Genomic DNA, 15,396 nt, shown 5'->3' with positions numbered 1-15,396 from the left:
CATAAATGTGTGGAGTGATCATGGTTGCTAGCCCCGCCTCTGTGCCGAGGCTCATGCCGGACATGGCAGCATTGCCTGATATCGATCTCGTCGTTCACGCCAGAACGGGCGATGAACTGGCGGTGCGCACGATCATTCGCCGGCATAACCAGCGGCTCTTCCGCTCGGCGCGCGCCATTGTCCGCAATGATACGGAGGCGGAGGATGTGGTCCAGGCGACCTATGTGCATGCCTTCACCCATCTCGCTGCCTTTCGCGGCGAGGCGCAGCTCTCCACTTGGCTCACCCGGATCGCGCTCAACGAGGCGCTGGCGCGTGTGCGACGTCGCCGCCCGACGACAGGACTTGAGGAAATCGATATGCAGGCGAAGCCGGGACATGGCGAAGTGTTGCAATTTCCCTCGTCGCTGTCGGTCGCCGATCCGGAAACCGAGCTGTCGCGCAGCGAGACGCGGCGCCTGCTCGAAAACGCCGTCGACGGGCTGCCGGACGATTTTCGTTCGATCTTCGTGCTGCGCGACATCGAGGGCATGAGCACGCAAGAGGCTGCTTCGCATCTGGGCATCAAGCCGGAGACCGCAAAGACACGTCTGCACCGCGCCCGCAAGATGATGCGGCTTGCCATTGAGAAGCAGCTTGCCGGCACATTCTCATCGCTGTTTCCGTTCGACGGCGCGCGCTGTGTCGCAATGGCGGATCGCGTCATTGCGCAGTTGCGCGACATCAAGGCAGTCTAGCTAAGCGACTTCGGCGTGACGAAACGATCGAGCGACCCGGTCTGCGGGGCGACGTCCTGCCAGCTGTCGGCCTCGAAAGACAGCACCGCAATCCCTGCAGTGGGGAATTTATCCCGCATCCGCGTGCCGGCTTCGCCGCCCAAATCCTTCATCAGCTTTTTGGCCAGTTCCTCCAGGCCTGGATTGTGGCCGACGACGATCAGTGTCCTGACTTCGGGAGGGGTGCCCTTGATGGCGTCAAGAATCCTATCCGGCTCAGCTTCGTAGATGTTGCGGGTGCTGACGGCGGGCACGGTGGCCTGCAGTGCCTTCGATGTCCTGCTCCAGGTCTCCTGGGCGCGGCGGGCTGTCGATACCAGCGCGAGGTCCGGCACCAGCTTATGCTTCTGCAGATAGACACCCATGACAGGCGCTGCTTTCTTGCCGCGGTCGGACAGTGGCCGCTCATGATCGGCCACGCCATCAGGCCATTCCGACTTGGCATGCCGGAAGAGGATGAGGCGCTTGCGCCGTTTGAGCCTGTCTGCAACAGGAATCCGAGCTCCCAGAAGAATATGTGCCGAATTGGCGGAATTTGTCGACCCGAAGGTAAAAACCGCTCCGGCCTGCCCTATATGCGAAACGGGCGTTGCCGGTCGGCACCCACTCGCCGATAGTTTTCGTCCGCTTCCTTTCTGGCGCAGCTTGTGCGCTTTCGTCAACACCTGGAGAGTTTCCCGTGGCAGATCAACCGCAAATCCGCTTTCACGACGGTCATTCCATCCCGCAGGTCGGACTTGGCGTCTGGCAGACACCCAATGATGTGGCGGTGAGCGCCGTCGAAGCGGCGCTTGCAGCCGGTTATCGGCATATCGATACCGCTGCCGCCTATCGCAACGAAGACGGTGTCGGTCGCGGCATCAAAAATTCCGGCGTCGACCGCCGCGACATCTACATCACCACCAAGCTCTGGAACGAGGACCAGGGTTTCGATTCGACGCTTCGCGCTTTCGACCGCAGCCTGAAGGAACTCGGCACCGACTATATCGATCTCTATCTCATCCATTGGCCATCGCCGCACCGCAACCTCTATCTCGAAAGCTGGAAGGCCTTTCTACGCATCAAGGAAGAGGGCAGGGCGCGCTCGATCGGCGTATCGAACTTTAATGCCGAACATCTGGAGCGGATCATCGGCGAAACCGGCGTCGTGCCCGTCATCAACCAGGTGGAACTGCATCCGGATTTCCAGCAGAAGGCGCTACGGGCCGCGCATGAAAAACACGACATCCGCACCCAATCCTGGAGCCCTCTCGGCCAGGGCCATCTGCTGACCCATCCGGCGATCGATGAGATCGCCAAGCGGACCGGCCGCACGCCGGCACAGGTGATCATCCGCTGGCATATGCAGAACGGCCTTGTGGTGATCCCGAAATCGGTGACGCCGAGCCGGATCGCGGAGAATTTCCAGGTGTTCGATTTTGCGCTCGACGACGCCGATCTGAAAGCATTGGACGCGCTCGATGCCGATGCCAACCGTATCGGCCCGAATCCCGCGACGGCGACGTTTTAAGTTCGTCCTTACGGGATCGCGGTCACGAAATGTGCCCGGATCTTGCCTTCGATCGGACCGGAGCCGAAGTGCTTTTCCAGCGCTTCGGCTGCTTTCTCGGTGATTTCCCGCAACCGCCCCGGTGCTCGAGCTTCGATCTCGCCGCTGAGCGGGCTGCCTATGCAGTAGCCTATGGCCGCATCCAAAGCCGAAGCGGCGCGGCTGAGATGATCGACGGTTTCGAACTCGACAGAGGAGAAGCCGGCCGCCGTTACGTCCGCGCTGATCTTTTCGAAATCGCAATAGCCATGCGGGGTCCGCTCCATGAAACGCGGCGGATCGTCCGGGAAAAGCTCAGTCAGCTTTGCGCCGAGGACTGAGACAAATTCATTGGTTTCAATTCTGTCCCAAACGGCGAAGATATAGCGCCCGTCCGGTCGAAGCACACGGCGGGCCTGACGGAAACCCTTGACCTTGTCGGGAAAGAACATAACACCGAACTGGCAGACCACCACGTCGAACAGGCTGTCGCCGAAGGGCAGAGCCAGCCCATCGGCCTGCTTCCAGCTGACTCGGTCATCCACGCCCCCGCGTGCGATCGCCGTATCCAGCATGGGCTGGCTAAGATCGGTGGCGATGATCCGGGCATCGGGTCCGAGGACGGCGGCCATGGCGCGGGTAACGACCCCAGTTCCCGCAGCGATCTCCAGCACGTCCTTCGGGTTCAGCTGCGCTATGCGTCGCGCCACATCCTCGGCATAGGGCACGAAGATCATCGGCACCATATATCGCTCATAATTCGCCGGCGTGTTGCCGGCGAAAGTATTGTCTGCCATGGGTCCCTCCCAGGATCGGCGCGGATTGCACCGATCCTATAGCACGGGGGACAGAAGCTTGGCTCTGCTTTTCGCTCAGCGCAGCGGCGGACCGGTGAATTCTGCAAGATCTTCAGGCAGTTTGCTGTTGCGCTAGGCGACGACAGGGAAGAACGCCTCGAAACCGCCTGGTGTTACGATGCCCGCAAACGGAGGCCAGCGCGTTGCCCGATTGCCTTGACGTTGTGTTTCACGAATGGGTAGGCGCATCCAATAAAAATGGCCGCTCTCGCGAGCGGCCATCCAGATTTCAAATTGTCAGCAGGCTTATTGCCAGCTGCGGATATCGACGAAATGGCCCGCGATCGCTGCCGCCGCCGCCATGGCCGGCGAGACCAGATGGGTGCGGCCCTTGAAACCCTGGCGTCCTTCGAAATTGCGGTTCGAGGTCGAAGCGCAGCGTTCGCCCGGCTTCAGGCGGTCGTCGTTCATGGCGAGGCACATGGAGCAGCCCGGCTCGCGCCAGTCGAAGCCGGCGGCCTTGAAGATCTTGTCGAGGCCTTCGGCTTCCGCTTGTTCCTTGACGAGGCCGGAGCCCGGCACGATCATGGCCGAGACGGTCGAGGCGACCTGCTTGCCTTCGACGACCTTGGCGACTTCGCGCAGATCCTCGATACGGCCATTGGTGCAGGAGCCGATGAAGACGCGGTCGATATTGATCTCGGTGATCGGCGTGCCCGGCTTCAGGCCCATATAGTCGAGCGCACGCCATTTCGACGTCCGCTTGTTGTCGTCCTTGATGTCGTCCGGGTTCGGCACGGCGCCCTGCACGGAGATGACGTCTTCCGGCGATGAGCCCCAAGAGACGATCGGCGGCAGGCTGGCAGCGTCGAGCACGACGACGCGGTCGTAATGGGCGCCTTCGTCGGAGTTCAACGTCTTCCAGTAGTCGAGGGCACGATCCCAAGCCTCGCCCTTCGGCGCGCGCGGCTTGTCCTTGATGTATTCAAACGTGGTTTCGTCCGGGGCGATCAGGCCGGCGCGGGCGCCACCTTCGATCGTCATGTTGCAGACGGTCATACGGCCTTCCATCGAAAGCGAACGAATCGCTTCGCCGGCAAATTCGATCACATGGCCGGTGCCGCCGGCGGTGCCGATCTCGCCGATGATCGCCAGGATGATGTCCTTGGCGGTGACATGCGGCGGCAATTTGCCGTCGACGCGCACCAGCATGTTCTTGGCCTTCTTCTGGATCAGCGTCTGGGTAGCGAGCACATGCTCGACTTCCGACGTGCCGATGCCATGCGCCAGTGCGCCGAAAGCGCCGTGCGTCGACGTGTGGCTGTCACCGCAGACGATGGTCATGCCCGGCAAGGTAAACCCCTGTTCGGGGCCGACGATATGGACGATGCCCTGGCGCTTGTCGTGCTCGGAATAATATTCGACGCCGAAATCGGCGGCATTCTTGGCCAACGCCTCGACCTGGATGCGGCTTTCCTCGTTCTTGATGCCCTGATAGCGGTCGGGCGAGGTCGGCACGTTGTGGTCGACGACGGCCAGCGTCTTTTCCGGCGCGCGGACCTTGCGGTGGGTGATGCGCAGGCCTTCGAAGGCCTGCGGGCTGGTCACTTCGTGGACGAGGTGACGGTCGATATAGAGGAGACAGGTGCCATCGGCCTGCTGGTCGACCAGATGGTCGTCCCAGATCTTGTCATAGAGTGTACGCGGTGCGCTCATGGTCTTCACCCGGATATTGCGAAGGGATTTTTGAAAAACGACAGGAAACGGCGGGCCGCCGCAAACGGACGGTCAGCGAAGCTGCGCAGTCGCCAGGCCGGAAAGCTCGGCAAAAAACCGGGCCGGCAGGCGCTTGCGGTCCTGCAGCACGAAGATGTGGTTTTTTGCCGTTTCCTCAGTCATGCGGCGGGGATTAGCATTTTTTTGATGGGGCGGCAATGGCAGTCATTGAAGCTGCGAAAGCGGATCTAAGCAGGGGATGCCGACGACGGTCGCAGCGCCCAGCATGGCAAGATCCAGGGTACAAAGCATAAAACCGCGCGCCTCGACCTTTGCGAGATGCAGGGCGTCCCCGGCGCGGAGTTTCAGCTCTTCCCTTCCCGCCAACTGAGCGGCTCTCAAAAAGTCTGACCGCTCGACGGCGATGATCGCGAAATTTTCCTCGATATAACGCTTGAAAAGCGCTTCAGCCCCTCTTCGAAGATCAGCGGAAATCTGACCCGTGCGCAGCTTAAATGCAATTGCTGAATGAAATTCCGTGATGTTCCAGTCACTGGCGACGAGGTTTTGGGGATCCTGTTGGGAAAACCAGGTTGTGATTTGCGGTGTGGCGACTTCGTTCGTGACAAGGGAAACAAAGACCGATGTGTCGAAGTATAGTTTCAATACCGGTCCTCGTCTCGCATGCGCCTGATGAATTCACCTGCCGATTCTTTTTGCAGCGGCTGCGATTGCGTGAATTCTCTTAGGGCCGTCACGTCGATCTTTGTCGGCCTCGACTGGGAGGGCTCCGCCATCATCGGCACAATCCGCGCCACCGTCTGCCCATCCCTCTCAATCAGGATTGTTTCACCCGCCTGGACTCGGGTGACCAGTTCCTCGACCTGATCCTTGATGTCGTTGATCTTGACGATGCTCATGGCGATGACCTTTCCGTTGTCGGAAAGATAGCATGTCGCCGACAGGCGCTCAATTGCTCGGCAAAGGCTGCGGCGGCGCGGGGCGCTTGATCTGTTTCGACGCCTCGATCACCAGCGGCATCAGGCCCTCGCCGCCATGATCCACGATCTCGAAGAATTCGCGGCGCATGCGCGGTTCCCAGAACTTATTGATGTGGCCGGCAACGCCCTTCACTCGGTCGGCCTCAGGTTGCGAGATGAAGAAAGTGGCGATCTGGTTCGCCATGCGTATGATCTTGCTGCCGTCATGCTGCATCGGCTGCGTCTCCTGTGTCGATCCGGTCGAAACCGGTAAAAATTTCAAAATCCTCGCCGCGCGCCAGCGCAATGAGGGTCATGCCGGCGCGATTGGCCATGTCTATCGCCAGTGCCGTCGGCGCCGAAATGCCGATCAACACGGCACTGCCGAGCTTGGCGGTCTTCTGGATCAGTTCGACCGAGAGCCGCGACGTCATGATCATCGCGCCCTCGGAACCGACAACGCCGTTGCGGGCCAGATGGCCGATCAGTTTGTCGAGTGCATTGTGGCGGCCAACATCCTCGCGGACGGCGATCAGGCCTTGGCCAGGGATATAGAAGCCGGCGGCATGCACGGCGCGGGTCTCGGCATTCAGCGGCTGGCTGGCCGATAGCGACTGCATCGCCTGCGATATATCGCCGGCAGTGAGATGCAAGCTGATCCCTGAAACGTCGGCGGCCGGCTTCAGCGCTTCTTCGATCGATTCGACGCCGCAGAGGCCACAGCCAACGGGACCGGCCTTGGCGCGGCGGCGGACGCGTAGCGCCCGATCGACATTGTCTGTGAGGCTGATCTGCAGGTCGACGCCATCAAAGGCTTCCAATACTTCGATGCCGGTGACTTCATCAAGGTTTTCGACGATACCTTCGGAGAGGGAGAAGCCGATGGCGAAATCCTCGAGATCGGCCGGAGTCGCCATCATCACGGCTTCGGTCGAGCCGCCATAGGAAAGCGCAATCGCGGCTTCCTCCGCGACCACGCGATGTGTGGAGGAGAGAACGCGATTGCGGAATGAGATTTCCGGGACGCGGCGGGAGATTGAGGTCATAGCGACCTCACTCCGCCGCTTCCAGCTTGCCCATGATCCGGCGCGAGCGCTTCGCCAGCTCGTTATAATCCTCCTGCCATTCGGACGGCCCGTTCGACGGTGAAATCTGCACCGCCGTCACCTTGTATTCCGGGCAATTGGTCGCCCAGTCGGAATAGTCGGTGGTGATGACGTTGGCCTGTGTGTCCGGATGGTGGAAGGTCGTGTAGACCACGCCGGTCGCGACCCTGTCGGTCAGCAGTGCGCGCAGCGAGGTTTCACCGGCACGCGACTGCAGGCGCACCCAGCTGCCGTCGCGAATGCCGCGCTGCTCGGCGTCGTGCGGATGGATTTCCAGCCGGTCCTCCGGATGCCAGGCGACATTGTCGGTGCGGCGGGTCTGGGCGCCGACATTATACTGGCTGAGCACGCGGCCGGTGGTGAGCAGCAGTGGGAAGCGTGGGCCGGTCTTCTCGTCGGTGGCGACATATTCGGTGCGGATGAACTTGCCTTTGCCGCGCACGAAGCCGTCGATATGCATGATCGGCGAGCCTTCGGGATGCGCTTCGTTGCAGGGCCATTGCACCGAACCCATCTTTTCAAGGTAGTCGTAGCTTACCTTGGCGAAGCTCGGCGTGGTGGCGGCGATCTCGTCCATGATCTCTGACGGATGGGCGTAGTTCCAATCGAGGCCGAAGGCGCGCGCCAGTTCCTGCGTCACTTCCCAGTCGGCATAGCCGTTCTTCGGGGTCATGACCTTGCGGACGCGGTTGATGCGGCGCTCGGCATTGGTGAAGGTGCCGTCCTTTTCGAGGAAGGTCGAGCCCGGCAGGAAGACATGGGCGTAATTGGCAGTCTCGTTGAGGAACAGATCCTGGACGACGACGCATTCCATAGCCGCAAGGCCGGCCGAGACATGCTTGGTGTCCGGATCGGACTGCAGGATGTCTTCGCCCTGGACGTAGAGCGCCTTGAACGAGCCGTCGACAGCGGCGTCCAGCATATTGGGGATACGCAGACCCGGTTCGTTGTTGAGCTCGACGCCCCAGAGCTTTTCGAAGATGGCGCGGGTGGCGTCGTCGGAAATGTGGCGGTAGCCCGGCAGTTCGTGCGGAAAGGAACCCATGTCGCAGGAGCCCTGGACATTGTTCTGGCCGCGCAGCGGGTTCACGCCGACGCCGCGGCGGCCGATATTGCCCGTCGCCATGGCAAGGTTGGCGATGGCGATGACCGTGGTCGAGCCCTGACTGTGCTCGGTGACGCCGAGACCGTAATAGATCGAGCCATTGCCGCCGCGGGCGAACAGGCGGGCGGCACCGCGGATCAGTTCCGGATCGACGCTGGTGTACTGCTGGATCGCTTCCGGGCTATGACGCTCTTCAGAGACGAATTCCGCCCAGTCCTGGAATTCGCTCCAATCGCAACGCTCGCGGATGAAAGCTTCGTCATAGAGGCCTTCGGTGACGATGACATGAGCAAGTGCGGTGACAACAGCGACATTGGTGCCCGGCTTCAGCGGCAGGTGGTAGTCGGCCTTCACATGCGCGGTCGAGACGATCTCGGTCTTGCGCGGGTCGATGACGATCAGCTTGGCGCCCTGGCGCAGCCGCTTCTTGAGACGCGAGGCGAAGACCGGGTGGCCTTCCGTCGGGTTGGCGCCGATGATGATGACGACATCGGTATCTTCGACCGAGTCGAAATCCTGCGTGCCGGCCGAGGTGCCGAACGTCTGGCCCAGGCCATAGCCGGTCGGCGAATGGCAGACGCGGGCGCAGGTATCGACATTGTTGTTGCGGAAGCCGGCGCGGATCAGCTTCTGCACCAGATAGGTTTCCTCATTGGTGCAGCGCGATGAGGTGATACCGCCGACCGAATCGCGGCCATATTGATACTGGATGCGTCGGAATTCGTTAGCCGTGTAAGTCAGCGCCTCTTCCCACGACACTTCCCGCCAAGGATCGGAGATCTTTTCGCGGATCATCGGGTTGAGGATGCGATCCTTGTGGGTGGCATAGCCCCAGGCGAAGCGGCCCTTGACGCAGGAATGGCCGCGATTGGCCTTGCCGTCCTTCCACGGCACCATGCGCACCAGTTCTTCGCCGCGCATCTCGGCCTTGAAGGAGCAGCCGACGCCGCAATAGGCGCAGGTGGTGACGGCGGAATGCTCGGGCTGGCCGATCTCGATCACCGATTTTTCCGTCAGTGTCGCCGTCGGGCAGGCCTGCACGCAGGCGCCGCAGGAGACGCATTCGGAGGCCAGGAACTCTTCGTGCATGCCGGCCGAGACGCGCGAATCGAAGCCGCGGCTCTCGATGGTCAGCGCGAACGTGCCCTGCACTTCCTCGCAGGCGCGGACGCAGCGCGAGCAGACGATGCATTTCGCCGGATCATAGGTGAAATAGGGGTTGGACTCGTCCTTCGGTGCCCATTTGAGATTGGCTTCGCCATTGCTGCGCGCCTTGACGTGATTGTCGCCCTCATAGCCATAGCGCACGTCGCGGAGGCCGACAGCTCCGGCCATGTCCTGCAATTCGCAATCGCCATTGGCAGCGCAGGTCAGGCAGTCGAGCGGATGGTCGGAAATGTAGAGCTCCATCACGCCCTTGCGGATATCCTTGAGGCGCGATGTCTGGGTATAGACCTTGATGCCCGGCGCCACCGGCGTGGTGCAAGAGGCGGGCGTGCCGTTGCGGCCCTCGATCTCCACCAGACAGAGGCGGCAGGAGCCGAAGGCATCCATCATATCGGTGGCGCAGAGCTTTGGCACTTCGATGCCCGCTTCCATCGACGCACGCATGATCGACGTGCCCTCTGGCACGGTGATCTCATTGCCGTCGATGGTGAGTGTCACCATTTTCTGGGATTTCGAAGCGGGCGTGCCGTAGTCGATTTCATGAATGAGAGACATGGGTTTACTCCGCTGCCTGAAGAGTGGCTGCCGGACGGAAATCGTCCGGGAAGTGGGTGATGGCGCTCATGACCGGATAGGGCGTGAAGCCGCCCAGCGCGCAGAGCGAGCCGAATTTCATCGTATTCGACAGGTCCTTGATCAGGGCCAGGTTTTTCTCCGGCTCGATGCCCTGCAAGATCTTGTCGATGGTCTCAACTCCGCGGATCGAGCCGATACGGCAGGGCGTGCATTTGCCGCAGGATTCGACCGCGCAGAATTCAAAGGCAAACCGCGCCTGCGCCAGCATGTCGGCGGTGTCGTCGAATACGGTGATGCCGGCATGGCCAATCAAGCCGTCCTTCGCCGCGAAAGCCTCATAGTCGAACGGCGTATCGAACAGCGAGGTTGGGAAATAGGCACCGAGCGGCCCACCGACCTGCACCGCCTTGACCGGCCGGCCGCTGGCAGTGCCGCCGCCGATATCGTTGACGATCTCGCCGAGCGTCAGACCAAAGGCCACTTCATAGAGGCCGGAATATCTGACATTGCCGGCGATCTGGATGGGGATCGTGCCGCGTGAGCGGCCCATGCCGAAATTCTTATAGAATTGCGCGCCTTTTTCCATGATCACCGGGACGGAGGCGAGCGAGATGACATTGTTGACCACGGTCGGCCGGCCGAGGAAACCTTCCAGTGCCGGCAGCGGCGGCTTGGCGCGGACGATGCCGCGCTTGCCTTCGAGCGAATTGAGCAGCGAGGTTTCCTCGCCGCAGACATAGGCGCCGGCACCGGAGCGGATTTCCATGTCGAAGGCCTTGCCCGACCCCAGCACGGAGTTACCGAGCACACCGGCGCGGCGCGCGACCCCGACCGCCTCGTTCATGATCAGAATGGCGTTCGGATATTCCGAGCGCAGGTAGACATAGCCTTTGGTCGCGCCAACCGCGATGCCGGCGATGGCCATGCCCTCGATCAGCACAAAGGGATCGCCTTCCATGATCATCCGGTCGGCAAAGGTTGCCGAGTCGCCCTCGTCGGCATTGCAGACGATATATTTCTGCGGGCCGGCGGCATCGTGAACCGTCTTCCATTTGATGCCGGTCGGGAAGCCCGCGCCGCCGCGGCCGCGCAGGCCGGAATCGGTGACCTGCTTGACCACATCGACTGGGACCATACCCAGTGCAATTTCGAGGCCATTGAGGCCACCATGTGCTCTGTAATCCTCGAGCGACAGCGGATCGGTGATGCCGCAGCGGGCGAAGGTCAGGCGCGTCTGGTTCTTGAGCCAGCTGATTTCTTCAGTCGCACCATGACAGAGCGGATGGCTTCTGCCGTCGATAAGGCCGGTATCAAGCAGGCCGGCAACATCCTCCGCTTTGACCGGGCCATAGGCGACCCGGCCTTGCGGTGTTTCCACCTCGACCAGCGTTTCCAGCCAATGCAGGCCGCGCGAGCCATTGCGGATGACTTTGGCATCGAGCTTGCGGGCGGCGATTTCCTGTTCGAAGGCCGCGGCCACCTTGTCGGCGCCGACGGAAAGGGCGGCGGAATCGCGCGGGACAAAAATCCTGACGGTCACTGGCGCACCTCCTTGATCAGAGCGGTCAGTTCCTCGGCGTCGAGGCGGCCATGCAGCTGCCCGTCGATTTCAGCCGAGGGGGCGACGGAACAGAGGCCGAGACAATAGACCGGTTCCAGCGTCACGCGGCCGTYCGGCGTCGTCTCGTTCCAGTCGAGGTCGAGCAGTTTGCGGGCATGGTCGGCAATCTCGCGGCCTCCTCTGGACTGGCAGGCCTCGGCACGACAGAGGCGCACGACATGCTGACCGGCCGGCTGTTCGCGGAATTCATGGTAAAAGGTGACGACACCATGGACCTCGGCGCGCGACAGGTTGAGCTCGCGAGCGATCAGCGGCAGTGCAGCCTGCGGCACATGACCATATTCATGCTGGATCGCGTGCAGGATCGGCAGGAGCGGGCCTTCGAGGCTTTTCAATTCGGAAACGATGGCCAGCGTGCGCTCGGCGACATCGTCTTTCACATGGACATTCATCCGGGTCTCCACCCTTGTCTCCGGCATGACCTCCGCGCGTAACAGGCAAACTGCCGGCCATCCGCATCATACCGGATTTTTCCAGGAAATTTATGGCAAAATCGGAACCCTGTCGATTTCGCATCTGCGCCGGATGATGACGTTTGGCCGAAAGAAGGTCAATAAGGGGCGTTTTGTGGAGCGATAGGAAATTTCTATCAAACGCCGAACGCAGATCTGCTGTTGTCGCTGTCGCCTGCAACCGGTATAATTCGAATTATTCGAAACTTTCGAGGATTTCGACCATGAAAGTCTCATCGGCAGAATTCATCAAGAACTACGGCACGCTGGCTGACAAGGCACTGCAGGAGCCGGTTACCATCACCCGAAATGGCCGCGATCGGCTCGTGCTGATTTCGAGCGAGGAATATCGAAGGTTGAGGGCAAGTTATCGCAGGGCTTTCCTGGCCGAGGAAATGTCCGACGAGGATCTCGCCTTGCTCGCCCAACAGCGCGTACCAGAGGAATATGCCTACCTTGACGATTTGATCAAGGATTGGAAGCCTGAAAAATGAGAATCCCGGCACCAAAGGCGGGTATGGTCATCAGCTATTCCTATCTTTGGGCTCGGGAGGCCCGCGCGGGACGGGAGGAGGGTACCAAGGACCGACCTTGTGCTATCATCCTTACGACCGAAAGCGGAGACAGAGGAACGCGTGTACAGATATTGCCCGTCACCCATTCGCCGCCTTCCAGAGATGATCTTGCAGTTGAAATACCTGCGGAAATCAAGCGTTATTTGAAACTCGACGACGAACGGTCTTGGATATTGGTCGACGAATACAATCAGTTTCTTTGGCCTGGGTATGATCTGCGAGAGGCGGGCAATTCGGAGAGCCCTGTATACGGCTTCCTGCCGCAAAGATTCTTCCTGCATCTGATCGAGTGCTTTCGTGCTCAGGCTCGCCCAGCACAAGTTGACCGCACTTAACGATCACCCCACATTCCGCGCCGCATTCAACAGTGCCGACACCAGCGGCGTGTTCGGATCGCGTTCCAGCGCCACAACGCCAACCGAATGGCTGGCTTCCGGCTCAACCAGCGGAATGACGGCCACCTCCTCCGCGAAGCCGAAGGATCGGGCGGCGTCGAGCGGCATGATCGAAGCCCAGCGGCCGGTCAGCACATGGGTGAAGAGGACGATCATCGAATTGGATTCGAGCCGTGGCTCGATTTTGGCGCCGGCTTCGCTGATATGCCGGTTGATAATGCGTCGGTTCTGCATGTCGGCGGTCAGCAGACAGAGCGGCATACGGCTCGCTTCCGCCCAGGTGATCGAACTGCGCCCAGCTGGTGCGGCGCGCTTGGCGGTGACCAGGTAATAGCGTTCTTCGATCAGTGGCACGCTGACGACACGGCCGAGAGGTTCGTTGTCGAGATAGGTGATGCCGATATCGGTCTCGAGGTTTTCGAGCTGGCTCATCACCTGCAGCGACGTGGTGGACTGGATCGAGAAGGTGACGTTCGGATGCTTCTCCTGGAAAGGCGCGGTGATCTTCGGAATCAGCGACAGTGCGGTCGGGATGGCGGCGATGCGTACATGGCCGGACAGGCCAGAGCGCGCGGCGCGCATCTCTTCCTTCATCGTGCGGGTGTCGCCGACGATGCGACGAGCCCATTCCAGCACCCGTTGTCCCTCCGGAGTCAGGCCCTGGTAGCGTGAGCCGCGATTGACCAGCATCACGCCCAATTCACCTTCGAGCTGGCGGATCGCGGCGGAAAGCGTCGGCTGGGTGATGCCGCACTCCTCCGCCGCGCGACCGAAGTGTTTTTCGCGCGCCAGCGTCAGAAAGAATTGCAGTTTGTCGATCATCAGTGTGTGCCTGGCCTCTTCATGCGCCTGATCTTGGCATCAAACTGGCGGAATTGCACTCCAACGGCGTCATGTCGTCATAGGCAAAACGAATGCCCGGCGCCGTGCTCACGACGACGCGATGCGGCGTGCGAAGAAAATCGTGCGATCACGCCAGCATGGGTGCTGTCCGCGATAATCCGGCAGAAGATTCCCCTTCATTTCTCGGCTGTCTTGGAGTAAACCGCAGCCCGCACGAAAAATCCGAAAGGTTGATCCATGGACAAGTTCACCACGCTGACCGGCATCGCCGCTCCGTATCCCGTCGTCAATATCGACACGGACATGATCATTCCGAAGGATTACCTCAAGACCATTAAGCGGACCGGTCTCGGCACGGGTCTGTTCGCCGAGGCGCGCTACAAGGAAGACGGCAGCGAAAATCCCGATTTCGTGCTCAACAAGCCGGCCTACCGGCATGCGCAGGTTCTTGTCGCCGGCGACAATTTCGGCTGTGGTTCCTCGCGCGAGCATGCGCCCTGGGCACTGCTTGATTTCGGCATCCGCTGCGTGATCTCCACCAGCTTTGCCGACATCTTCTACAACAACTGCTTCAAGAACGGCATCCTGCCGATCGTCGTGACACCGGACGAACTGGATAAGCTGCTCGACGACGCGAGCCGCGGCGCCAATGCGACGCTGACCATCGATCTCGAAGCACAGGAAATCCGCGGTCCCGACGGCGGCGTCATCAAGTTCGATCTCGATGCCTTCCGCAAGTATTGCCTGCTGAACGGCCTCGACGATATCGGCCTGACGCTGGAAAAGTCCGCGGCGATCGACGCTTTCGAGAAGACTGCGGCCGGCACTCGTCCCTGGGCCTGATCACAACTGCTTCCGGATCGGATGGTCATGGGCCATTCGATCCGCGCTCACCGTCACGGCGATCCGTTGCCGGAGAGGATTTGCGTAGCGCCATTGAGCGCAACCCTGAAGGCTTCGTCGAAATTGACGCCGCGCACGGTCCAGGCATAGGTCTTGCCATTTTCGGCCAGCCGCCATGTCGCGACCCAGCCGAGATCCTGGTCGCTCCAGGTGAGCGTTCCCGCCAAAGCTCTATCGCCCCCGGCTTTCCGAGCCACATCGGCGAGCTTGGGGGATGGGACATCCCCGTTCACATCAAGTTTGTCAACGATATCGGCAGTTGGAAATGCCAGCGCTAGCGCAAGCGGCGTTGCGGCAGTCGCAAAGGCTTCCCGCATTGCTTCATCGCGCGGATTGTCAGAAGACAGCCTAAATTTCTGTCCATTGCGCTCAACGGTGAGGAAAATGGTGAAGCGTGGACGCTTGCCAAGCCAGGGGCGACTGCCGAGTTGGGCGAGCGCCCCGTTGATCACTTGCGGGTCGTAGCGGCAGGTGAGGTCATGCGGGCGGTCATAGGTGCCCTGCTCGTCATGGATGGGGCGGCCGGCCAGACGGTCATGGTAGGAAAAGCTCCTGACGAAATCGCCGGCGTGACTGCGCAGCTTCGCCGCAGCCGGCAAGCCCGGCAGGCGGGGATCACCGGAAACACGGACAAGGACACGATCGAGGCAATCGCGGAAGCCCGGTTGCCGGTTCTCAACACCCTGGCCGGTGACGATGGCGACGGAGCTGTAGAGATCTTCGGTCTGCTCAGCCGCCGTCAGCCGCTCTGCCGGCAGCGAAAGCGCGGCGAACGCAATAAGAAACCTCAGCAAAACCATCGACACCTCCAGGATGACTGCTTGTCAAACAGTTTCGTAACCTGTTAAGAGGTTAC

Annotated in this window: 17 protein-coding genes; 5 read left to right on the top strand and 12 right to left on the bottom strand. The window is 60.9% G+C overall.

The window, feature by feature from the left end; genetic code table 11:
• The first annotated feature begins 20 nt into the window (after positions 1-20).
• Positions 21-737 (top strand): RNA polymerase sigma factor, encoded by a 717-nt coding sequence (locus tag AC1D06_RS07210; RefSeq protein ID WP_477985729.1) that lies wholly within the window; start codon positions 21-23, stop codon positions 735-737.
• Here AC1D06_RS07210 and AC1D06_RS07205 read toward each other — a convergent pair.
• Positions 734-1,273, bottom strand: coding sequence for a SixA phosphatase family protein (locus tag AC1D06_RS07205; protein WP_477985850.1), 540 nt, complete (start codon positions 1,271-1,273; stop codon positions 734-736). The genes AC1D06_RS07210 and AC1D06_RS07205 overlap by 4 nt on opposite strands.
• Positions 1,274-1,455: 182 nt before the next feature.
• On the opposite strand from AC1D06_RS07205, the gene AC1D06_RS07200 reads away from it, so the two are divergent.
• Positions 1,456-2,286, top strand: a complete 831-nt coding sequence (locus tag AC1D06_RS07200) for an aldo/keto reductase (RefSeq protein WP_477985728.1) — start codon at positions 1,456-1,458, stop codon at positions 2,284-2,286.
• An 8-nt stretch (positions 2,287-2,294) separates the two neighbouring features.
• Here the strand turns inward: AC1D06_RS07200 and AC1D06_RS07195 are convergent, their stop codons facing one another.
• From AC1D06_RS07195 to AC1D06_RS07155, 9 genes are all read right to left on the bottom strand, one after another.
• Positions 2,295-3,101 carry a class I SAM-dependent methyltransferase gene (locus tag AC1D06_RS07195; protein ID WP_477985727.1) on the bottom strand — a complete coding sequence of 269 codons (807 nt, stop codon included), beginning with the start codon at positions 3,099-3,101 and terminating at the stop codon, positions 2,295-2,297.
• A 306-nt stretch (positions 3,102-3,407) separates the two neighbouring features.
• Entirely contained in the window at positions 3,408-4,817 is a 1,410-nt protein-coding gene (gene leuC, locus AC1D06_RS07190) for a 3-isopropylmalate dehydratase large subunit (protein ID WP_477985726.1), read from the bottom strand.
• 225 nt (positions 4,818-5,042) lie between these two features.
• Complete coding sequence (locus tag AC1D06_RS07185) at positions 5,043-5,483, bottom strand: type II toxin-antitoxin system VapC family toxin (protein WP_477985725.1); 441 nt, start codon at positions 5,481-5,483, stop codon at positions 5,043-5,045.
• A complete protein-coding gene (locus tag AC1D06_RS07180) occupies positions 5,480-5,737 on the bottom strand; it encodes a type II toxin-antitoxin system Phd/YefM family antitoxin (protein ID WP_477878227.1) in 258 nt (85 codons plus the stop codon). The genes AC1D06_RS07185 and AC1D06_RS07180 overlap by 4 nt, the downstream gene beginning before the upstream one ends.
• Positions 5,738-5,786: 49 nt before the next feature.
• Positions 5,787-6,032 carry a formate dehydrogenase subunit delta gene (locus AC1D06_RS07175; RefSeq protein WP_477878226.1) on the bottom strand — a complete coding sequence of 82 codons (246 nt, stop codon included), beginning with the start codon at positions 6,030-6,032 and terminating at the stop codon, positions 5,787-5,789.
• A complete protein-coding gene (gene fdhD, locus AC1D06_RS07170; RefSeq protein ID WP_477878225.1) occupies positions 6,022-6,843 on the bottom strand; it encodes a formate dehydrogenase accessory sulfurtransferase FdhD in 822 nt (273 codons plus the stop codon). The genes AC1D06_RS07175 and fdhD overlap by 11 nt, the downstream gene beginning before the upstream one ends.
• Before the next feature lie 7 nt (positions 6,844-6,850).
• Entirely contained in the window at positions 6,851-9,730 is a 2,880-nt protein-coding gene (gene fdhF, locus AC1D06_RS07165) for a formate dehydrogenase subunit alpha (protein WP_477985724.1), read from the bottom strand.
• 4 nt (positions 9,731-9,734) lie between these two features.
• Positions 9,735-11,291, bottom strand: coding sequence for a formate dehydrogenase beta subunit (locus tag AC1D06_RS07160; RefSeq protein WP_477985723.1), 1,557 nt, complete (start codon positions 11,289-11,291; stop codon positions 9,735-9,737).
• Positions 11,288-11,764 (bottom strand): formate dehydrogenase subunit gamma, encoded by a 477-nt coding sequence (locus tag AC1D06_RS07155; RefSeq protein ID WP_477985722.1) that lies wholly within the window; start codon positions 11,762-11,764, stop codon positions 11,288-11,290. The genes AC1D06_RS07160 and AC1D06_RS07155 overlap by 4 nt, the downstream gene beginning before the upstream one ends.
• A gap of 284 nt (positions 11,765-12,048) precedes the next feature.
• Between AC1D06_RS07155 and AC1D06_RS07150 the strand changes: the two genes are divergently transcribed.
• Positions 12,049-12,318 (top strand): type II toxin-antitoxin system prevent-host-death family antitoxin, encoded by a 270-nt coding sequence (locus AC1D06_RS07150; protein ID WP_477985721.1) that lies wholly within the window; start codon positions 12,049-12,051, stop codon positions 12,316-12,318.
• A gap of 23 nt (positions 12,319-12,341) precedes the next feature.
• Positions 12,342-12,734, top strand: a complete 393-nt coding sequence (locus AC1D06_RS07145) for a hypothetical protein (protein ID WP_477985720.1) — start codon at positions 12,342-12,344, stop codon at positions 12,732-12,734.
• A gap of 3 nt (positions 12,735-12,737) precedes the next feature.
• Here AC1D06_RS07145 and AC1D06_RS07140 read toward each other — a convergent pair whose 3' ends face one another.
• The gene (locus tag AC1D06_RS07140; RefSeq protein ID WP_477985719.1) at positions 12,738-13,616 is read right to left on the bottom strand and encodes a LysR family transcriptional regulator; all 879 of its coding nucleotides are present in this window, start codon (positions 13,614-13,616) and stop codon (positions 12,738-12,740) included.
• A gap of 258 nt (positions 13,617-13,874) precedes the next feature.
• Here AC1D06_RS07140 and leuD point away from each other — a divergent pair, with 258 nt between their 5' ends.
• Positions 13,875-14,480: a 3-isopropylmalate dehydratase small subunit gene (gene leuD / locus AC1D06_RS07135; protein ID WP_477878218.1), complete on the top strand. Its 606-nt coding sequence runs from the start codon at positions 13,875-13,877 to the stop codon at positions 14,478-14,480.
• A 53-nt stretch (positions 14,481-14,533) separates the two neighbouring features.
• Here the strand turns inward: leuD and AC1D06_RS07130 are convergent, their stop codons facing one another.
• Entirely contained in the window at positions 14,534-15,340 is an 807-nt protein-coding gene (locus AC1D06_RS07130; protein WP_477985718.1) for a DUF2066 domain-containing protein, read from the bottom strand.
• Between the last annotated feature and the right edge of the window lie 56 nt (positions 15,341-15,396).

Source organism: Rhizobium sp. P2_G2, from assembly GCF_056403555.1.
This window is presented reverse-complemented; position numbering and strand designations above follow the sequence as displayed.